At 68.3% G+C, this 18,245-nt stretch carries 16 protein-coding genes; 6 read left to right on the forward strand and 10 right to left on the reverse strand.

What is annotated here, in order from left to right; genetic code table 11:
- The first annotated feature begins 66 nt into the window (after positions 1 to 66).
- The gene (locus ACFFJK_RS11590; RefSeq protein ID WP_379679294.1) at positions 67 to 762 is read left to right on the forward strand and encodes a M23 family metallopeptidase; all 696 of its coding nucleotides are present in this window, start codon (positions 67 to 69) and stop codon (positions 760 to 762) included.
- On the opposite strand, the gene ACFFJK_RS11595 is transcribed toward ACFFJK_RS11590, so the two are convergent.
- Entirely contained in the window at positions 734 to 2,545 is a 1,812-nt protein-coding gene (locus ACFFJK_RS11595) for a M4 family metallopeptidase (RefSeq protein ID WP_379679296.1), read from the reverse strand. The genes ACFFJK_RS11590 and ACFFJK_RS11595 overlap by 29 nt on opposite strands.
- 121 nt (positions 2,546 to 2,666) lie before the next feature.
- Positions 2,667 to 4,823 (reverse strand): TonB-dependent receptor, encoded by a 2,157-nt coding sequence (locus tag ACFFJK_RS11600; RefSeq protein WP_379679297.1) that lies wholly within the window; start codon positions 4,821 to 4,823, stop codon positions 2,667 to 2,669.
- A 96-nt stretch (positions 4,824 to 4,919) separates the two neighbouring features.
- On the opposite strand from ACFFJK_RS11600, the gene ACFFJK_RS11605 reads away from it, so the two are divergent.
- Complete coding sequence (locus ACFFJK_RS11605; RefSeq protein WP_379679298.1) at positions 4,920 to 6,161, forward strand: PepSY-associated TM helix domain-containing protein; 1,242 nt, start codon at positions 4,920 to 4,922, stop codon at positions 6,159 to 6,161.
- A 164-nt stretch (positions 6,162 to 6,325) separates the two neighbouring features.
- Here ACFFJK_RS11605 and ACFFJK_RS11610 read toward each other — a convergent pair whose 3' ends face one another.
- From ACFFJK_RS11610 to ACFFJK_RS11625, 4 genes are all read right to left on the reverse strand, one after another.
- Entirely contained in the window at positions 6,326 to 6,988 is a 663-nt protein-coding gene (locus ACFFJK_RS11610; RefSeq protein ID WP_379679300.1) for a hypothetical protein, read from the reverse strand.
- A 9-nt stretch (positions 6,989 to 6,997) separates the two neighbouring features.
- The gene (locus ACFFJK_RS11615; RefSeq protein ID WP_379679301.1) at positions 6,998 to 8,182 is read right to left on the reverse strand and encodes a zinc-dependent alcohol dehydrogenase; all 1,185 of its coding nucleotides are present in this window, start codon (positions 8,180 to 8,182) and stop codon (positions 6,998 to 7,000) included.
- A 206-nt stretch (positions 8,183 to 8,388) separates the two neighbouring features.
- Entirely contained in the window at positions 8,389 to 9,249 is an 861-nt protein-coding gene (gene ypfJ, locus ACFFJK_RS11620; protein ID WP_379679303.1) for a KPN_02809 family neutral zinc metallopeptidase, read from the reverse strand.
- A 39-nt stretch (positions 9,250 to 9,288) separates the two neighbouring features.
- Positions 9,289 to 9,486, reverse strand: a complete 198-nt coding sequence (locus ACFFJK_RS11625) for a hypothetical protein (protein ID WP_379679304.1) — start codon at positions 9,484 to 9,486, stop codon at positions 9,289 to 9,291.
- 197 nt (positions 9,487 to 9,683) lie between these two features.
- Between ACFFJK_RS11625 and ACFFJK_RS11630 the strand changes: the two genes are divergently transcribed.
- The 4 genes from ACFFJK_RS11630 to ACFFJK_RS11645 all read left to right on the forward strand — a co-directional run bounded on the left by ACFFJK_RS11630 (position 9,684) and on the right by ACFFJK_RS11645 (position 14,219).
- Positions 9,684 to 10,619, forward strand: coding sequence for a methyltransferase (locus ACFFJK_RS11630; protein WP_379679305.1), 936 nt, complete (start codon positions 9,684 to 9,686; stop codon positions 10,617 to 10,619).
- Positions 10,620 to 10,709: 90 nt separating this feature from the next.
- The gene (locus ACFFJK_RS11635) at positions 10,710 to 11,726 is read left to right on the forward strand and encodes a lysozyme inhibitor LprI family protein (protein ID WP_379679306.1); all 1,017 of its coding nucleotides are present in this window, start codon (positions 10,710 to 10,712) and stop codon (positions 11,724 to 11,726) included.
- Positions 11,727 to 11,910: 184 nt separating this feature from the next.
- Positions 11,911 to 13,455, forward strand: a complete 1,545-nt coding sequence (locus tag ACFFJK_RS11640) for an NfeD family protein (RefSeq protein WP_379679307.1) — start codon at positions 11,911 to 11,913, stop codon at positions 13,453 to 13,455.
- A 2-nt stretch (positions 13,456 to 13,457) separates the two neighbouring features.
- Entirely contained in the window at positions 13,458 to 14,219 is a 762-nt protein-coding gene (locus ACFFJK_RS11645) for a slipin family protein (RefSeq protein ID WP_379679309.1), read from the forward strand.
- On the opposite strand, the gene ACFFJK_RS11650 is transcribed toward ACFFJK_RS11645, so the two are convergent.
- The 4 genes from ACFFJK_RS11650 to ACFFJK_RS11665 all read right to left on the reverse strand — a co-directional run bounded on the left by ACFFJK_RS11650 (position 14,216) and on the right by ACFFJK_RS11665 (position 18,153).
- Positions 14,216 to 15,436, reverse strand: coding sequence for a putative porin (locus ACFFJK_RS11650; protein WP_379679310.1), 1,221 nt, complete (start codon positions 15,434 to 15,436; stop codon positions 14,216 to 14,218). The genes ACFFJK_RS11645 and ACFFJK_RS11650 overlap by 4 nt on opposite strands.
- A gap of 182 nt (positions 15,437 to 15,618) precedes the next feature.
- A complete protein-coding gene (gene pcaF, locus ACFFJK_RS11655) occupies positions 15,619 to 16,821 on the reverse strand; it encodes a 3-oxoadipyl-CoA thiolase (protein WP_379679312.1) in 1,203 nt (400 codons plus the stop codon).
- Positions 16,814 to 17,491, reverse strand: a complete 678-nt coding sequence (locus ACFFJK_RS11660; RefSeq protein WP_379679314.1) for a CoA transferase subunit B — start codon at positions 17,489 to 17,491, stop codon at positions 16,814 to 16,816. The genes pcaF and ACFFJK_RS11660 overlap by 8 nt, the downstream gene beginning before the upstream one ends.
- Positions 17,488 to 18,153 carry a 3-oxoacid CoA-transferase subunit A gene (locus ACFFJK_RS11665; protein ID WP_379679316.1) on the reverse strand — a complete coding sequence of 222 codons (666 nt, stop codon included), beginning with the start codon at positions 18,151 to 18,153 and terminating at the stop codon, positions 17,488 to 17,490. The genes ACFFJK_RS11660 and ACFFJK_RS11665 overlap by 4 nt, the downstream gene beginning before the upstream one ends.
- Between the last annotated feature and the right edge of the window lie 92 nt (positions 18,154 to 18,245).

Below are 18,245 nucleotides of genomic sequence, written 5' to 3' on the forward strand. Positions count from 1 at the left end.
GCGGCGCCGGGATCAGCTCGCTTGTACGGCGCCCCTACCTTACCGGAGGATGAGATGAGATTCTTGATGACCTTCGTTCTGGGCGTGCTGGTCGGCGCCGGTGGACTGTTCGTGCTGTTGCGCCAGATACCCGGCGATCCCGCGCCGGCCGTCGCCGCCGCGCAGCCGGCGCAGGCCGGGATACCCGCCGCGCAGATCGAGGGCCAGCTGCCCGGCGCGCCGGTGGTCCCGCTCGACCTCACCGAAGCCGACCTGCCGCTGCGCCCGCCGTCGAGCCTGACGCCGGCCACCACGCCGCCCGCCCCGGCCGATGCCGCTGCGGCGGCGGCGGGCCCGGGCAAGCTCCTGGTGCCGGTCCAGGGCGTCAAGCGCGCCGATCTCACCGACACCTTCGACCAGCCGCGCGGCACCCAGCGCCACCACGAAGCGCTCGACATCAACGCCCCGAAAGGCACGCCGGTCGTCGCCGTCGCCGACGGCAGGGTGGTCAAGCTGTTCCAGAGCAAGCCCGGCGGAACCACCCTGTACCAGTTCGACCCGACCGGACGCTACGCCTACTACTACGCCCACCTGGACCGCTATGCGGACGGCATCCAGGAAGGCATGGAGCTCAAGCGCGGCGACGTGCTCGGCTACGTCGGCGTGACCGGCAACTCGGACCCGAACGCCCCGCACCTGCATTTCGCCGTGATCGAGCTGACGCCGGACCAGCAGTGGTGGAAAGGCACGCCGCTCAATCCGTATCCGCTGATGTCGGACTAGGCACCTGCACCGCGCCCGGCTCGTCGATGTCCTCGCCAACATTGATGGCGGCATAGGCGCGCTGGACGGCAACCGCCTCGCGGCTGTCCTTGCCGTACAGTTCCTGGGCTGCCTCGATCATCTTGGCGCGCGCTTCGGCGTAGCCGGTCGAGGCCGTGAACTTGGTGGTGTTCGCGTGGAACCAGATCCGGAACGCCTTGTCCATGCCGATGCCGGTCATCGCCTGCGGCTGCTTCACCAGGTACTTGCTGTGGTAGTCGCCGGCGCTGTCGAGGCGTGAGCCCTGCGACAGGAAGTAGAACATGCGGTTGTTCGGCCCGCTGCTGTAGTGCACGTCGAGGCGGCGCAGCGAGGTGCTCCAGGCATCCGGGCTGTTGCCGTCCTTGCTCGGGCGGTACATCCAGCGCAACGGCGTCGCGTTACGGCTGATCTCGGTACCCAGCTGCCAGTCGTTGCCTTCGGCGGGAAACTTGTCGCCCTTGCCGCCGGCGCGCGCATAGGCTTCGACCACTTCGCCGGCGATGTCCGACGCCGACTCGTTCAGGCCGCCCGATTCACCCGAATACACCAGGTTCGAGGTGGCCGCGGTGATACCGTGGCCCATCTCGTGGCCGATCACGTCGATCGATCCCAGGCTCGTGAAGTAGCTGCCGTCGCCGATGAACATGCACTTGCAGGTATCGCTGTAGTAGGCGTTGTCGTAGGCGCGGTTGACGTGGGCGGCGATGTAGGTCGCGGTGTCGCGTCCGTCGAGCGAGCGCCAGCCGAGCACGTTCTTGAGCGCGTCGTAGGTGTTCATCAGGCCCCACATCGCGTTCACGGCGGCGGTCTGGCCGTTCGGCCCCGTGGTGCTGCCGCCTTCGACGAACTGCTTGCCGTCGCCCCAGATGTTGGTGGCGTTCGTGTACACCTTGCCGGCGGTGCTGCCGTTGTTAGCGTTGGTGATCGCCATCGCCCCGAAGGTGCCGCCCTTGCCGCGCTCCGGGTCGAGCATCTGGTAGACGCCGTTGGACAGCGTGGTGCTGATTGGTACTTCCCCGTTGTACTGGCTCTTGCCCACGCCGACGACCGTCTGCAGCATGCTCCACTGGTCCAGCACCGTGGCGTCGCGCGCGCTGATGACGGTGTCGTGGTAGACCGGCTGGTCACCCAGGCGCATGCGGGTGCTGACCAGGTAAGCCAGTTCGTAGCGGTCGACCACGTCCTGCACCTCCAGTGCGTTGAGCTCGGACTCCTCCTTGGCGCCGGCGCCGATCACGCGCTGCATGCGCATCACCGGATAGATCATGAGCTCGGCCCGCGGCGGCACCACGTGCACGCCGCGGGCCGCCTGCGGCAGGCTCGCCATGGCGGCCGCGATCGCAGCCTTGTTCGCCACCTGGGGCTGTACGCTGAAGCTGGCGGTCAGCGCGCCGAGCCGGTTGCCATTGCCCTTGCCGAGGTGCTGGCGGCGTTCGGAGGCCGATTCCGACACCACCTTGCCAAGCCGGTCGAGCACGATCACGGATTCGGACGCGAACACGCGCACACCCTTGTAGGTGTGGGCGGCGCGCAGCACCTGGGTGCCATTCGCGCCCGGGTGCTGCGCCGTGATGCGGTAGTAATGGTCCTGGTCGAGTCCCTTGGCCTCGCGCCCTGCCGCCAGCTGGGCCAGCACCGCCGCCCTGGCCTTGGCGCTGAGCGTCGTGGGCGGACTCATCATGGGCGCCGCCGCCAGCGGCAGCTGCGCGAACAGCAGGGCGGCGCCGAGCAGCGCTGCCGGGAAGGGGGTGTGCAGGGTCATCTCGTCTCCGTCCATGAAAGCGCGCCCCGGGGATGGGACGCGCATCGGACAGTTTGGACGAGCCCGGCAGAAAGAATTTGCTTGGGCGCAATATTTAGACGGGCTGCAGGCGCGCCAACGCTCAGAAGCCGCGGGTCCAGCTCAGCGCGAAGGTCCGGCCGCGGCCGGCATAGGTGTTGGCCGCATCCACCGCCGCTGCCGACTGCGAGTAGTAGCCGACGTACTGGCGGTCGAACAGGTTCTCCACGCTCAGGCCGAAGCGGCCGTAGCGGCTGTCCCAGGTGACGGCGGCATCGACCAGCGTGTAGCCCTTGAAGTGCTCCTCCAGGTTGCTGGTGCCGACGCGGCGGCCGATGTTGATGTCGCGGTCGCGCAGGTGGGTGGCCTGCAGGCGCAGCTGGGCCTGCGGCTTGACGCGCCAGTTCGCGCCCAGCACGGCCTTGTCCGGGCCCTGCGAGCGGGCGCCGAGGTCGATGTCCATCGGCGCTCCCTGGGCGGCGGCGGTCTTGCCGTCGGTGGTGGCCCAGGTGCCGAACACGCTCAAGTCCTTGATGGGGCGCCACTCGGCATTCGCTTCCCAGCCCTTGACGGTGGTCGGCACCCGCTCCACCAGGCCGATGCCGGCCGAGTTGATGCGGATGACGCTGCCGAGCTTGGAGCGCGAATCGTAGCGCGAGATGCCGAACTGGCCGCCGGCGCCGCGCCAGTTGATGCCGATCTCGTTATTGCGGGTCACGATCGGCTGCAGGCTGATCAGGCTCGAGACCGACTGGTTCGCCAGGGTCACGCCGCGCAGCACCAGGCCGGCGTCCGGCAGCCCGAAGCCTTCCGAGCTCGATGCGAAGGCCGACCATTGCGGCGCGAACCGCCATACGGCGCCGATGTTCTTCACCGACTTCGAGAACTCGGCCGAGCCGCCCTGCACGACCCTGCCGCCATAGGCAGCCAGCGTGGTATAGGTGTCGACCTCCAGTTTCGCGTCCTCGTGGCGCACGCCGCCGCGCAGCGTTACCGGACCGAATTCGTACTCGAGCTGGGCGAACGGCGCCAGCGAGCGGAATTTCAGCTCGGGCACCCAGACCCGGTTGGTCCCGGCCAGGCGCTGCTGGGTGTGGTCGCGCAGCCAGTCCAGGCCGGTGGTCAGCTCCAGGCCCTGCACGAACAGGTCCGGGCGCGACCAGGTGATGCGCGAACCTATCTTGTCGGCCACGACCTGCGACTGGTCGTACAGGGTGCCGACCGGCGCGATGGCGCGGTCCTGGAAGGTCGAGGTGTTGGTGGCGCCGTACAGCGACTCGAAATCGTGGCTGAAGAACTGCGCAGTCAGTTGGCCGCCCGCCAGTTCCGCATGGCGGTAATCGATGCTGGCGCTGCGCACCTTGTTACGCGGCGTCATGCCGATCGGGGTGCCGGGCTCGGAGCTGGTCGGCACGCCCTCGGCCACCACGCCGGGCGCATTGCGGTAGTCGCCGTCGCCGCTCAGGTCGAAGCGGTTGACGCTCAGCTGCAGGCGCTGGGCGCCGAAGCTCCTGCCGATCTTGACGAACAGGTCGTTGCCATGCGAATCGAGGGTGTCGCCCTGCACGTTGTCGATGCCCAGGCGGCGGCCGTTGCCGTCGTAGCCCATGCCGCGCCGTTGCACGCCGGCGTAGGCCAGCATGTCGAAGGCCTCCGATTTGTGGCTGACCGTCAGGCCGGTCTTCCAGTCCAGGCTGTCCGACTCGAACTGGCTGGCGAAGCGGGTGTTGACCGTATAGGTCGTGCCCGGCGTGCGCGGGGTCTTGGTGATGTAGTTGATGATGCCGCCGGTCGCGCCCATGCCCTGCATGGCCGAGGCGCCATTGATCACCTCGATGCGCTCGATGATGGCGCTGTCGGCAAAATAGCCTTCGCGCATGCCGGCGCGCAGCGGATTCGACTGCGGGATGCCGTCGAACAGGATCAGCGGCTGGCGCCCGCGCAGCGACTCGCCGGTGGAGGTCATCTTCTGGCGGCTCGGCGCATAACCCGGCACGTAGGTCGACAGCGCCTGCGACGGGTCGTCCGCGATCAGGTACTGGGTCGACAGCTCCTGCTGGGTGATCACGGAAACCGCGCCCGGGATCTTGTCCACGGCCTTGGCGTTACGGGTGGCGGTGACCACGACCGACGCGACGTCGCCCTCTTCCCTTGCACTTTCCTCTTGCTCCCAGGCGGCGGCGTAGGGCGCGGCCATCAGCATGCAAACGCCCGCAGCGGCGGCGGCGGCGGGTTTCATCGACATCTTCTTGTGCATCATGGGCGTTTCATTCTTATTGTAGAGATGCGCGAATGATAACGATTCTCATGTAATTACACAATAGGAATCATTCTCATTTCGGTTATCATCTCGTCCATGAAACCATTCATCCGTACCGTACATCTCTGGGCCGGCCTCGTCTTCGGCATCATCCTGGTCCTGCAGGGCCTGACCGGCACCGTGATCGGCTGGCGCCACGAGCTCGACGCCTGGCTCAACCCGGGACTGCTGCGCGTGGCCCCGCCAGCAGGCACGGTTGCGGGGTCGGAGGCACGCCCCTCTCCCGCACAGGTGGCCGCGGTGGCCGCGCGACTGGCCGGCGATCCGGCCTACGGGCGCCCCGATACCCTGTTCCTGCCGGAGCTGCATGGCGACGTGTACGTGGCCTGGTATCGCCCCGACAAGCCTGCCTCCGGCTGGACACAGGGGGTGACGCGCCAGGTAATGGTCGACCCGGCCAGCCTGGCGGTGCTGGGGGAACGGAACTGGGGCGAGGCGGGCCTGTCGCGGCCGCTGTTGATGCCGACGCTGTTCCACCTGCACCGCTACCTGATGGCCGGGGATGCGGGCAAGGTCGTGATCGCCGTGCAGGGCGTGGCGCTGATGCTGCTGACTTTGACCGGCATCGTGGTCTGGTGGCCGAAGATGACGCTGTCGGCGTTCTGGCATGCGATCACGGTGCGCCGGGGCGGCAACTGGCCGAAATTCAGCTTCCAGTTGCACCGTGCCGCCGGCTTCTATACGGCGCCGCTGCTGCTGGTGCTGGCTTTCTCGGGGGTATACTTCAACATGCCGGATTGGGTCACGCCGGCGATCCGCGCGGCCGCGCCGCTCACCAAGAACGCCAAGGCGGTGAACGCCAGCCCGGCCGACGCGCCGCGCATCGACGCCGGTGCGGCGGTGGCGGCGGCGCAGGCGCGCTACCCCGACGCGCGCGTCTCGCGCGTGGGCATCCCGGCCAGGCCAGAGCAGCCCTATGAAGTGCGGGTGCGCCAGCCGGGGGAATTACGCCATGGGCCGGGCGCCACCCGCGTGAGCGTGGACGCCGGCAGCGGCGCGGTGCTGCGTACGGTCGATCCGCTGGCCGCGCGCGGCGGCGACTGGTTCGTGAGCACCCTGTACCCGCTGCACACGGGCGAAGCCTTCGGCACCGCCGGCCGTATCGTGATCAGCGTGGTCGGCTTGACCCCGCTGCTCTTCTTCGTCACCGGCCTGGTGGTCTGGATCAAGTTCCGCCGCAAGCCGGCAGGGCGCAAGGCGCCTGCCGGGCAAGCGTCGCCACGCCGGGCGCCGGCGATGGCGGCCGATACCGGACAGGCAAAGGCTTTACGCAGCTGAGCGAACAGCCGGGCTGAGCGACCGGGCGCGCGCAACGCCCCAACGTTAGTCATTTGATGAGTTCGTAGGGTGGGCGGCTCCACCCGACAGCATGAACGCCAAGCGCTGCGGATGCCGCCCACCCTACTTATCCTCGCGGTGGCGCTCGCCCGGCCGCATCTCGCTCAGCGGTAATACCGCTTGCCGTAGCGGTCGCCCTCGTAGCGGCTGCCTTCGTAGCGGCTGTCCTCGCGATCGCGCCGGTTCATCAGGTAGACCGCGGTGCCGACCACGGCCGCGGCGATCGCCACCTTCTTCGCCAGCCCGGCCGGGTTGTGCTTCATCTCGGACTTGATGCCCATCTCGCCCAGGATGTTCGGGACATGCCCGCGCGCCAGGTCGTCCACGACGCCTTCGACCACGTTGACGCGGTCGGCCAGCAGCAGGAGCATCCAGTGACGCAGGTCGTTCTCCGTGGACTTGAAGGCCAGGCGCCGAATCATGCCCGACAGCCCGGACGGCGGCTGGGCGGTGCCGAAGATCGGCGTGATGCCCGGACGCTCCGGCGAGACCAGGATCTCGACCCTTTCCTGCTGCTGCGGCGGATCGCCCGGCTTGGCGTCGATGAAGCGCGGCGGGGTGCGTTCCATCGGCACGGCCGGCCGGTTCTTGCGGTCGAGGTCGGCGCCCCAGCCCTGGATATGGCTCAGTTCCTCGCGCGACGGCCGGCGTGGCGCCAGGTGGCCCTGGCCGGGATGCTGCTGCACGTGGCCGTGCTCATGATCATGATCATGGTCGTGGCCATGGTGATGGTGGTGGTGTTGCGTGACATCGCTGCGTGATTCCATGTTCGCTCCTTAATGCTGTGCAGTGGCCGATACCGCGCGCACCTGGTTCGCGCTCGGCGGGATCAGGATGGGCTTGATGCAGTTGTCGAGCTTGCTCGAGAAGATGTGGTAGGCGTCGGCGACCTCTTCGAGCGGGATGCGGTGCGTGATGATCTGCTTCGGATCGATGTGCCCGGCGCGGATGTGCTCGATCAGGCGCGGCAGGTGGCGCTTGACGCTGGCCTGGTTCATGCGCAGGGTCAGGCCCTTGTTCAGCGCATTGCCGATCGGGACCGCATTCGTGGTCGGGCCGTAGACGCCGACGATCGACACGTTGCCGCCCTTGCGCACCGAGTTGATGCACCAGTGCAGCACCGTCGACGCGCCGCCCTGCACCTTCATCAGGCGCCCGGTGATGGTCTGGGTGATGTTGCCCGAGGCGTCGCCGCCGACCGCGTCGATGCACACGTCCGCGCCCATCCAGTCGGTCATCTTCTTGATGTGCAGCGCCATGTCGTTCACCTCGAGGAAGTTCACGACTTCGCACTGGGCGTAGCGCTTGACGAATTCCAGCCGGTAGTCGACGCAGTCGACCACGATCACGCGGCCGGCGCCCATCAGCCAGGCCGACTTGGCGGCGAAGATGCCGACCGGGCCGGCGCCGAACACGACGACCGTGTCGCCTTCCTGGATGTCGCCCATCTCGGCGGCCTGGTAGCCGGTCGGCAGCGCGTCGGTCAGCAGCACGGCGTCGTCGTCGTGGATGTCGTCGGGGATCTTGAACGGACCGACGTCGGCCATCGGCACGCGCACGTATTCGGCCTGGCCGCCGTCGTAGCCGCCCGCCGTGTGCGAGTAGCCGTAGATGGCGCCGACGGCGGTCGCCTGCGGGTTCGTGTTGTGGCAGTTGCCGAACAGTTCGCGCTGGCAGAAGAAGCAGGAACCGCAGAACAGGTTGAACGGCACCAGCACGCGGTCGCCCACCTTCAGGTTCTGCACGCCGGTGCCGACGTCCTCGACCACGCCGATGAACTCATGGCCGAAGGTGTGGCCGACGCGGGTGTCGGGCACCATGCCATGGTACAGGTGCAGGTCCGAGCCGCAGATGCACGAGCGGGTGACGCGCACGATGGCGTCGCCCGGATGCTCGATGACGGGGTCGGGCTTGTGATCGGCGCGGACGCGGTACGGGCCGCGGTAGTTCATTGCCAGCATAACTCCTCCTCGATGTTGGGTTCACGGCGCCCGGCCTGCCTGTCCGGCAGAGCGGGTCGATGTGCAAACACGTTATGTCAAAACGCAAAGGATTGCGATACGCGCACGGAAACGAATTGCTGAATTGACGGACTTTTTCGTGCGTACGGCAGCCAATTCTTCACGCTAGGAAATTGTCGGCGTGCAGTCCTACATCCTCGCGCCTGCTACAGCTGGCGCGCCTGGAAGGTATTGCATTGCTCGACCGAACCGCTCTCCAGTCCGCGCGTGAACCAGCGCACCCGCTGCGCCGAGCTGCCGTGCGTGAACGAATCCGGCACCACGGTGCCCTGCGACCGGCGCTGCAGCGCGTCGTCGCCGATCGCGGTGGCGGCGGCGATGGCGGCCTCGACGTCGCCCGGTTCGATGACGTGCCTGCGCTGGTTGGCCCAGATGCCGGCGAAGCAGTCGGCCTGCAGCTCGAGCCGCACCGACAGCCGGTTGCCCTCGGTTGCGGACATGCTACGCTGGGCCTGGCGCACCTGGTCCGAGATGCCGAGCAGGTTCTGGACGTGATGGCCGACCTCGTGCGCGATGACGTAGGCCTGGGCGAACTCCCCGGCTACCTGGAAGCGCTGCTCCATCAGGCGGAAGAAACCCAGGTCGATGTAGATCTGGCGGTCGGCCGGACAGTAGAAGGGGCCGGTGGCGCTGCGCCCGGTGCCGCAGGCGGTGCCGGTCGCGTTCTCGAACAGCACCAGGGTGGCGGGCTGGTATTGCGCGCCCTGGGAGGCGAACAGCTGGGTCCAGGCGTCCTCGGTCGAGCCCAGCGTGGCGCGCACGAAGCGGGTCTGCGGGTCGTTGGCCGGCTCCGTACGCGGCGCCTGCTGCACCGGAACCGGACCGCCGCCGCCCGACAGCAGGCTCAGGATGGTGCCCGGGTCGACGCCGAAGATCGCGCCGCCGACGAGGGCGATGACCAGGGTGCCGATGCCGACCGAGCGGCCGCCGAAGCCGCCGAATCCACCGCCACCGCCGCCGCGGCGGTCCTCCACGTTCTGGCTCTGGCGTTCGCCTTCCCACTTCATCGCCTGTCCTCCTCGCTCGTTGCCGGATCAGCGGCCGAATCAGCGGCCAGGACCCCGCCTCAGGTTGCTGGTATCGTCGCGCTCGCGCGCATCCTTGGTACGGGAATCGTCCGACAGGGAAAGGTGCGCCCGGACCTCGTCATGCAGTGCGCGCTCGTGGCGCTCGCGCGCGATCTCGCGCGCCAGCCGGCCCGGTGCTCCCGTTCCAGTCCCGTCGATACCGTCCCTGTCCGCCATGTCGTTCTCCCCGGTCGTGAATGCACTGTCGAACTGCTTGTCAAGCAGGTACTGCCGTGCGTTCGAGTATGGGTACGGAGCACCGTTCGGACTGTTCGAATGTTCACATAGCGAAGGAAATATCGATGGATAAAGCTGAGCGGCACAAGGTTAGTTGGCGCACGGTCCGGCCCCGCCGTCCGTGCGACGCTGTGTCCATGACGAATTCCCATGCCAATGCCCTGCTCGCGGTGGGCCGTTATCTGCGCGAGAACGGTTACCGCTTCATCACGGTCACCCCTTCGACACACCGGCGCATCAACCGCCGTCCTGGCAACGAACGTGCCACCGACCTGCGCGGCATCTTCGGCTGGAGCCGGCCTTTCGCCGAAGCCGACGTGGCGCCGGAACTGCTGGCCCTGATGCGCGAGGCCGGCGTGCTCGAACACGATGGTGCGCTGCTGCGCTCGACGGTGCGCGCCTCGACGCTGGGCGAGCACCTGGTCTTCCATTCCGCCTGGCCCACCGAGGACGACGACGCGGTCTTCTTCGGCCCCGACACCTACCGCTTCGTGGGCACCATGGCGCGCGCCTTCCCCTGGCTCGGCTCGGGGCCGGTACGCGCGATCGACATCGGCTGCGGCGGCGGGGCCGGCGCGCTGGCCATCGCCAGCAAGTTCCCCCATGCCGAGGTGATCGGCGCGGACATCAACACCCGCGCGCTGGCCCTGACCGTGATCAACGCCCGCCTGGCCGGGCTCGACAACCTCGCAGCCTGCTACAGCAACCTGTTCGACGGCGTGCGCGGCGACTTCGACCTGATCGTCTCGAACCCGCCCTACGTACTGGACCCGGCCGAACTGCCCTACCGCCATGGCGGCGGCATGCGCGGCGCCGAGCTGTCGGTACGGATTGTCGAGGAAAGCCTGGACCGGCTGCGTCCCGGCGGCAGCCTGATGCTGTACACCGGCGTGGCCATCACGGGCCCGCAGGACGAGTTCCTGGAAGCGGTCCGGCCACGGCTCGACAAGATGTGCGGCCACTGGAGCTACGACGAGCTCGATCCCGACGTCTTCGGCGGCCAGCTCGGCGAGCCGGGCTACGAGGATGCCGAGCGCATCGCGGCGGTCTGGCTGCACGCAATCCGGCAGTAAGGCCGCGCCACGCCGGGCGGCGGTGCTATCCGGCAGCCGATGTTATCCTGCAGCTTTTGTCCTGCACCTTTCATCGCCCGCCGACGACCCATGCGCGCCTTGCTCTCCTTCTTCGCTCCCTTCTTCTTCGCCGTCCTGTGCACCGGCGCAAGGGCACAGGTTTCCGGCGCAGCGCATGAGCGGGAATGCGCCCGCCTCGCGCCCCTGGCTTACCCGGCCGCCCACCAGCCCGGCCCCGCGCAGCAGGCCGGGCTTGCGCAATGCAGCGCGACGGACGCCTACTACGGCAACGGGAGCCCGGCGGACTACCGGCGCGCCCGGCATTGCGCTTTCCTGGCAAAGCCGGACGACCAGCCGTTCCGGATGGACCGGGGCATTTTGATGATGCTCTACGCGAACGGCCAGGGTGTCGCGCGCGACTATCCCCTGGCGCGCAAGGCGGCCTGCGAGGCCGGCGGTGCGCCGGCGGAAATCGAGGCCCGCCTGGCGCACCTGGGGCGCATGGCTTCGGGAGAAGCCGGCGCCCGGCCGAAGATCGACATCTGCGACGACATCACCAGCGGCTACATGGGCGGCCTGTGCGCCGCGATCGCGTCGGATCTGCGCGCACGGGAAACCGGCGCGATGTTCGCGCGACTGACTGCGTCGTGGACTGCGCCGGAAAAAGCGGCGCTGGCCCGGCTCGAACGCGCGGCGAAAAGCTTCATCGAAGAGCGCAGCGGCCTGGAGGTCGACATGACCGGAACGGCGCGCACGGCCTTCTACATCGAGGAGCGCGACAGCCAGTGGGAAGCCTTCCGTGCATCGCTCGCGGCATTCGAAGGCGGCGCCCTGCCCCGCCATACGGCGGCCGAGCATGCGCTGGCGGACGCCAGGCTGAACACCGTCTATCGGGCACTCATGGCCATGCCGGAGCCGGTCTTGCACGACGGCACGATCCGCAACGAAGGCATCCGCCATGTGCAGCGCCGCTGGCTGGCCTACCGCGACGCCTGGGTGGCATTCGGCCGGGTCAAGTACCCGCAGGTGCCGGCGCTGGCCTGGAACACGTACTTCACCCTGCAGCGGACCAGGATGCTCGAAGAGCTGGCCGCGTGGCGCAACTGAGTGCAACCGAGCGCAACCGAGTGCTACTAGGCCAGGCCTTGGGCCATTGCATCGAAGAAATTCAAAGAGGATTTGATACGCATCATCCGCCCGGCTGACACAGCATGCGGTCCGGGGCACAATCGGCCGTACCGGGACGGGCAATGGCCGGCATCGTCGCGCCCCGGTCAGGAAAGGACCCTCCATGCCTGTCTGCCGCCACCATGGCCGCCCGCCGTCTCCGTCTCCCGGAACTACGACCCGGGACCGTGCACGCGCGTGGGTTGGCGCGCTCCTCCCGGGGACCCTGCTGGCGAGCGTCCTGGCGAGCCTGCTGGCGGCCTTGCTGGCCGCATCGTGGCCGCTCCCCGGTTCCGCCGCTCCGGCGGCGTCAAGCACTGCCGCGGTCGGGCTGCTGACGATAGACGGCGCGATCGGGCCGGCCAGCGCGGACCACGTCGTGCGCGGCATCGCGCGCTCGGCACAGCAAGGGCACCAGCTCGTCATCCTGCAGATGGATACGCCGGGCGGGCTCGACACGTCGATGCGCACCGTGATCAAGGCCATCCTGGCCTCGCCGGTGCCGGTGGCCGCCTACGTGGCGCCCAGCGGGGCGCGCGCCGCCAGCGCCGGTACCTACCTGCTGTACGCCAGCCATATCGCGGCCATGGCGCCGGGCACCAACCTGGGCGCGGCCACGCCGGTCGAGGTGGGCCTGGCGCCGCCCCAACCCGAGTCGCGGCCCGGCCCGGGGCCGGCCCCAGGCGGACAGGCGCCGCGCCGCGAACCGGACGGCGCCGGCAAGGACAAGCCCGGCGCCGGGACGGGTGGACAAGAGCCGGGCTCGGCGATGGCGCGCAAGGGCATCAACGACGCCGCGGCCTACCTGCGCGGGCTGGCGCAGCTGCGCGGCAGGAACGCCGACTGGGCCGAACGCGCGGTGCGCGAATCCGTCAGCCTGACGGCCGAGGAAGCCTTGCAGCAGGACGTGATCGAATTCGTGGCCGCCGATGTGCCGGCCCTGCTGGCCCAGCTGGACGGCCGCACGGTCAAGGTGCTGGGGCAGGAGCGGCACCTGGCGACCAGGGGCGCACACCTGGTCGAGACCATGCCGGACTGGCGCACCAACGTCCTGGGAGCCATCACCAATCCCAGCGTGGCCCTGTTGTTGATGACCATCGGCATCTACGGCCTGGTGTTCGAGTTCATGAACCCGGGCGCGGTGGCGCCGGGGGTGATCGGCGGCATCTGCCTGCTGCTGGGCCTGTACGCGCTGCAGCTGCTGCCGGTGAGCTACGCGGGCCTGGCCCTGATCGTCCTCGGCCTGGCCTTCATGGGCATGGAAGCCTTCCTGCCCAGCTTCGGGATGCTCGGCCTGGGCGGCATCGTCGCCTTCGTCGCCGGGGCGCTCATGCTGATCGATACCGAGGTGCCCGGCTACGGCATCCCGCCCGGCCTGGTTGGCACGCTTGCCGTCGCCAGCGCGCTGCTGCTGTTCGGTACCGTGCGCCTGGCGATGAAGACGCGCAAGCGCCCGGTGACGAGCGGCGCGGCGGGACTCGTGGGCGCGACCTGCACCGTGCAGGCGGTCGCGGACAAGGATGGCCATGCGGGATGGGTCCAGGTCGAAGGCGAACTCTGGCGGGTGACCAGCCGCCTGCCCCTGCGCCCGTTGCAAACCGTGAGGGTGGTCGGCCGGAACGGCCTGACCCTGGAGGTGGTTCCGGTCGATCAACCAGAAGGAGCGTGACGATGACAGGTATCGGTATCGGCCTTGGCGGCCTTGTTTTCCTGCTGCTGGTACTGCTGGCTGCGGCAATCCGGGTGCTGCGCGAATACGAGCGCGGCGTGGTGTTCCAGCTCGGCCGCTTCTGGGGCGTGAAGGGACCGGGGCTGATCATCATCATTCCGGTGCTGCAGCAGATGGTGCGGGTCGACCTGCGCACCATCGTCCTGGACGTGCCGACCCAGGATGTGATTTCGCGCGACAACGTCTCGGTCAAGGTCAACGCCGTGCTGTACTTCCGGGTGGTCGATCCCGAGCGCGCGATCATCCAGGTGGCGAACTTCATGGAGGCGACCAGCCAGCTGGCGCAGACCACCCTGCGCGCCGTGCTCGGCAAGCACGAACTCGACGAGATGCTGGCCGAGCGCGAGCGCCTGAACCTCGACATCCAGCAGGTGCTCGACGCCCAGACCGACGCCTGGGGGATCAAGGTCGCCAATGTCGAGATCAAGCACGTCGACCTGGACGAATCGATGGTGCGGGCGATCGCGCGCCAGGCCGAGGCCGAGCGCGAACGGCGCGCCAAGGTCATCCACGCCGAAGGAGAACTGCAGGCATCCGAAAAGCTGCAGCAGGCTGCGTTCGTTCTATCGCAACAGCCCGGCGCCATGCAGCTGCGCTACATGCAGACGCTCAGTACGATTGCCGGAGACAAGTCGTCGACCATCGTCTTCCCGCTGCCGATGGACGTGCTGGCGAGCGTCATGGGGGACGGCAACCGCCGCTAGAAGTAAAAACCCGCCTGCACGTTGATCCGGCGCGCGTACCCGCGGTGCTCGCCCGGAGTGGCGGCCAGCCCGCCGAAGTCCGGCGAGATATACGGGTGATGCTTGCCCAGCATGAAATCGGCCTGGAACGCCCACTTCCCCGACGAGAAGCTGATTCCCGTGACGTTCTGGACCGAACGCCCGTAGTTGCCGACGCGCTTGTGCAGCGAGCTGTAGTCGTTGTACACCTTGAAGTCGCTGAACGGCCCGAGCCTGCCTTCGAGGTCGTAGCTCAGGTTGGCGATATAGATGTTTCCCTTGGTCGCCAACGGGAACGGGTAGCCGAAGCCGCCCACCATCACGAAGCTGTTCGGGTCGAGGCCGCCGTAGGTCTGGTCGGGACGGTGACTGGTGCGGTAATCGTAGCGCAGCGCCTGGAGCATCGTGCCGACACGGCCGAATTGCCCCCGGTAGTGGACGGCCAATGCCCTGCGCCGGGTATCCTCGCCGCTGCCGTTGCGGATCGTCCCTGCCAGCGCGGAGACGCCGAGCTCGTGCTTCGCCTCCGGGTTCGCCGCCATGACGGGATGCCAGGCCACGCGTGCCACCAGGGTATTGCGCTCGCGGTCGCTCTGTCCCGTCCCGAAACCCTGTTCGTCGTCGTCCGGGACGATGTTGTAGGTATAGCGGTTCGACGCCGGCGCCGTGTTGTCGCTGCCCCCGTAGTAGCCGCCGTCACGCGGGAAGAAGCCGAGCTGCCACTCGACCGGGCCGGGCCGGCTGGCATAGGTCACCCCCAGGTCGTACTTGTCCTCGAAGCCGCTGTAGAAGGCGATCGATTGGTAAAAATTATTCGACGCAAAAGGCAGCAAGCCGAAGGGCACCTTGTCCACGCCGATGTGGACCGTGCTCCGGTCCTCGAAGCGCAGCCCCACCCAGCCGTGATGCAGGAAGTGCTGCGAATAGCCGCCCTGCCCTTTCGGGAACTTGTTGTAGCGGTACTGGGCCGAGCCGATGTGCCGGCCGTCGTCGTAGTCGACGTCGAGGCGGATGGTGTCGAGGCCGACGAAGCCGTTCGGATATTCGTCCTGCCAGCTCTTGTACACGTAGTTGAAGCGGACCGCGCCGCCGACGGACAGCGCGGAGGCGGGCGGCTCGGCCGCGGCCGGGCAACAGGCGAGCGCGCATACGCTCGCGGCGACGAGCCGGCACAGGCGTGCCGGGTGCGTGAATGACATAGGAATTCCCCCTGGCGCATGCGCGCGCCCATGTTCAGCAATGGCGGGGGCGGCGGTAGTCGCGTTCTGGAGGACGGCATACGGCGGCCCATGGCGACCAACCGCGCCCGGACCGCCTTCAAGCCGACATTGTCGCCGATCGCGCGCAAAAGGGGCGACACGAACCGCGCACGGGCGCGCGACTAGACGCGCTCGATCGCCAGGGCGATTCCCTGTCCCACGCCGATGCACATGGTGCACAGGGCGTAGCGCCCGCCGGTGCGCTGCAGCTGGTAGGCCGCCGTCGTGACGAGGCGCGCACCGCTCATGCCCAGCGGATGGCCGAGAGCGATTGCACCGCCGTGCGGATTCACGCGCGGGTCGTCGTCGTCCAGCCCGAGCAGGCGCAGCACCGCCAGGCCCTGCGAAGCGAATGCCTCGTTCAGTTCGATCAGGTCGAACTGGTCCAGGCGCATGTCGAGCTGGCGCAGCAGCTTCTGCACGGCCGGCGCCGGGCCGATGCCCATCACGCGCGGCGCCACGCCGGCGCTCGCCATGCCGAGGATGCGTGCGCGCGGCGTCAAGCCGTACTGCCGGGCCGCCTCGCCATTTGCCAGCAGCAGCGCGCAGGCGCCGTCGTTCACGCCGGAGGCATTGCCGGCGGTGACGGTGCCGTCCGCGCGCACCACCGGTTTCAATCGGGCGAGCGCCTCCATGCTGGTGGCGCGCGGGTGCTCGTCGACCGCCACGCGCAACGGCTCGCCTTTCTTCTGTTGCACCAGCACCGGCACGATCTCCTGCTCGAAGATGCCGGCCTGCTGTGCGCGCGCGGCCTTGTCCTGGCTGGCCAGCGCGAAGGCGTCCTGGTCGGCGCGGCTGACCTGGTAGTCGTCTGCCACGTTCTCGGCCGTCTCCGGCATGGCGTCCGTCCCGTACAGCTGCTTCATCAACGGGTTGGGGAAGCGCCAGCCGATCGTGGTGTCGTAGATGTTCGCATTGCGCGAGAATGCGGAGTCGGCCTTGCCCATCACGAAGGGCGCGCGGGTCATCGACTCGACCCCGCCAGCGATCACGAGCCGTGCCTCGCCGCTGCGGATCGCGCGCGCGGCAACGCCCACGGCGTCCATGCCGGAGCCGCACAGGCGGTTGACGGTCGTCCCCGGCACCTCCTCGGGCAGGCCGGCCAGCAAGGCCGACATGCGCGCCACGTTGCGGTTGTCCTCGCCGGCCTGGTTGGCGCAGCCGTAGACGACTTCGTCGACGGCGCGCCAGTCCACGTCCGGGTTGCGGCGCATCAGTTCGCGGATCGGGACGGCGCCGAGGTCGTCGGCGCGCACGTCCTTCAAGGCGCCGCCGTAGCGGCCGATGGGGGTGCGGATGGCGTCGCAGATGTAGGCGTCAAGCATGGGAGTTCTCCTTGTCGGTGGCGGCCGGCAGCAGCGGCGCGGCGGTGGCCGCCTGCAGGTCCTTGAAAGTCAGGCCGGGCGCCATCTCGCGCACGCGCAGGCCCTCGGCCGTCACGTCCAGCACGGCCAGATCAGTGTAGATGCGGCTCACGCAAGCGATGCCGGTCAGCGGATAGGTGCAGCGCTCGACGATCTTCGGTTCCCCGGTCTTGGTCTGGTGCTCCATCATCACGAACACCTGCTTGGCGCCGATCGCCAGGTCCATCGCGCCGCCCACCGCCGGAATCGCATCCGGCGCGCCGGTGTGCCAGTTGGCCAGGTCGCCGCTGCCCGACACCTGGAAGGCGCCCAGCACGCAGATGTCGAGGTGGCCGCCGCGCATCATGGCGAACGAGTCGGCATGGTGGAAGTAGGCGCCGCCCGTGAGCAGGGTGACGGGCTGCTTGCCCGCGTTGATCAGGTCTTCGTCCTCTTCGCCGGGCGCGGGCGCGGGCCCCATGCCGAGCAGCCCGTTCTCGCTATGCAGGAAGACTTCGCGCTCGGGCGGCAGGAAATTGGCCACCTTGGTCGGCAGCCCGATGCCGAGGTTGACGTAGGCGCCTTCGGGGATATCCTGCGCCACGCGCGCGGCCATCTGGTCGCGACTGTATTTGGCCGATACCTGGCTCATGCTGCCTCCTTGACGACACGTTGAACGAAGATGCCCGGGGTGACGACGGTCTCCGGATCGATCGCGCCGAGCTCCACCACGTCCGCCACCTGGGCGATCGTGACCTTGGCCGCCATCGCCATGATCGGGCCGAAGTTGCGCGCCGTCTTGCGGTACACGAGGTTGCCCCAGCGGTCGCCGCGCAGGGCCTTGATCAGTGCGAAGTCGGCATGGATCGGCGACTCCAGCACATAGCGACGGCCGTCGATCACGCGGGTTTCCTTCCCTTCGGCCAGCAGCGTGCCATAGCCGGTGGGAGTGAAGAAGCCGCCGATACCGGCGCCGGCGGCGCGGATGCGCTCGGCCAGGTTGCCCTGCGGGGTCAGTTCCAGCTCGATGTCGCCGGCACGGTACAGGGCGTCGAAATGGTGCGAGTCGGCCTGGCGCGGAAACGAGCAGACCATCTTGCGGACCCGCTTCTCACGGATCAGGGCGGCCAGGCCGGTCTCGCCGTTGCCCGCATTGTTGTTGACGATCGTGAGCTCGCGCGCGCCCTGGGCCAGCAGCGCGTCGATCAGTGCGGAAGGCATGCCGGCATTGCCGAAGCCGCCGATCATGATGGTCGCGCCATCCGGGATGTCGGCGACCGCGCGTTCGAGCGAATCGCATGTTTTGTCGATCATGGGTGTCCCCTGGAATGTTGCCGGCTCCGGACGTGCTGCCGGACACGGACTGGGTGTCAAGTGTGCGATAATCGAACACATGAACGATCACC

Source organism: Massilia consociata (assembly GCF_042432755.1).
Taxonomy (GTDB): domain Bacteria; phylum Pseudomonadota; class Gammaproteobacteria; order Burkholderiales; family Burkholderiaceae_D; genus Telluria; species Telluria consociata.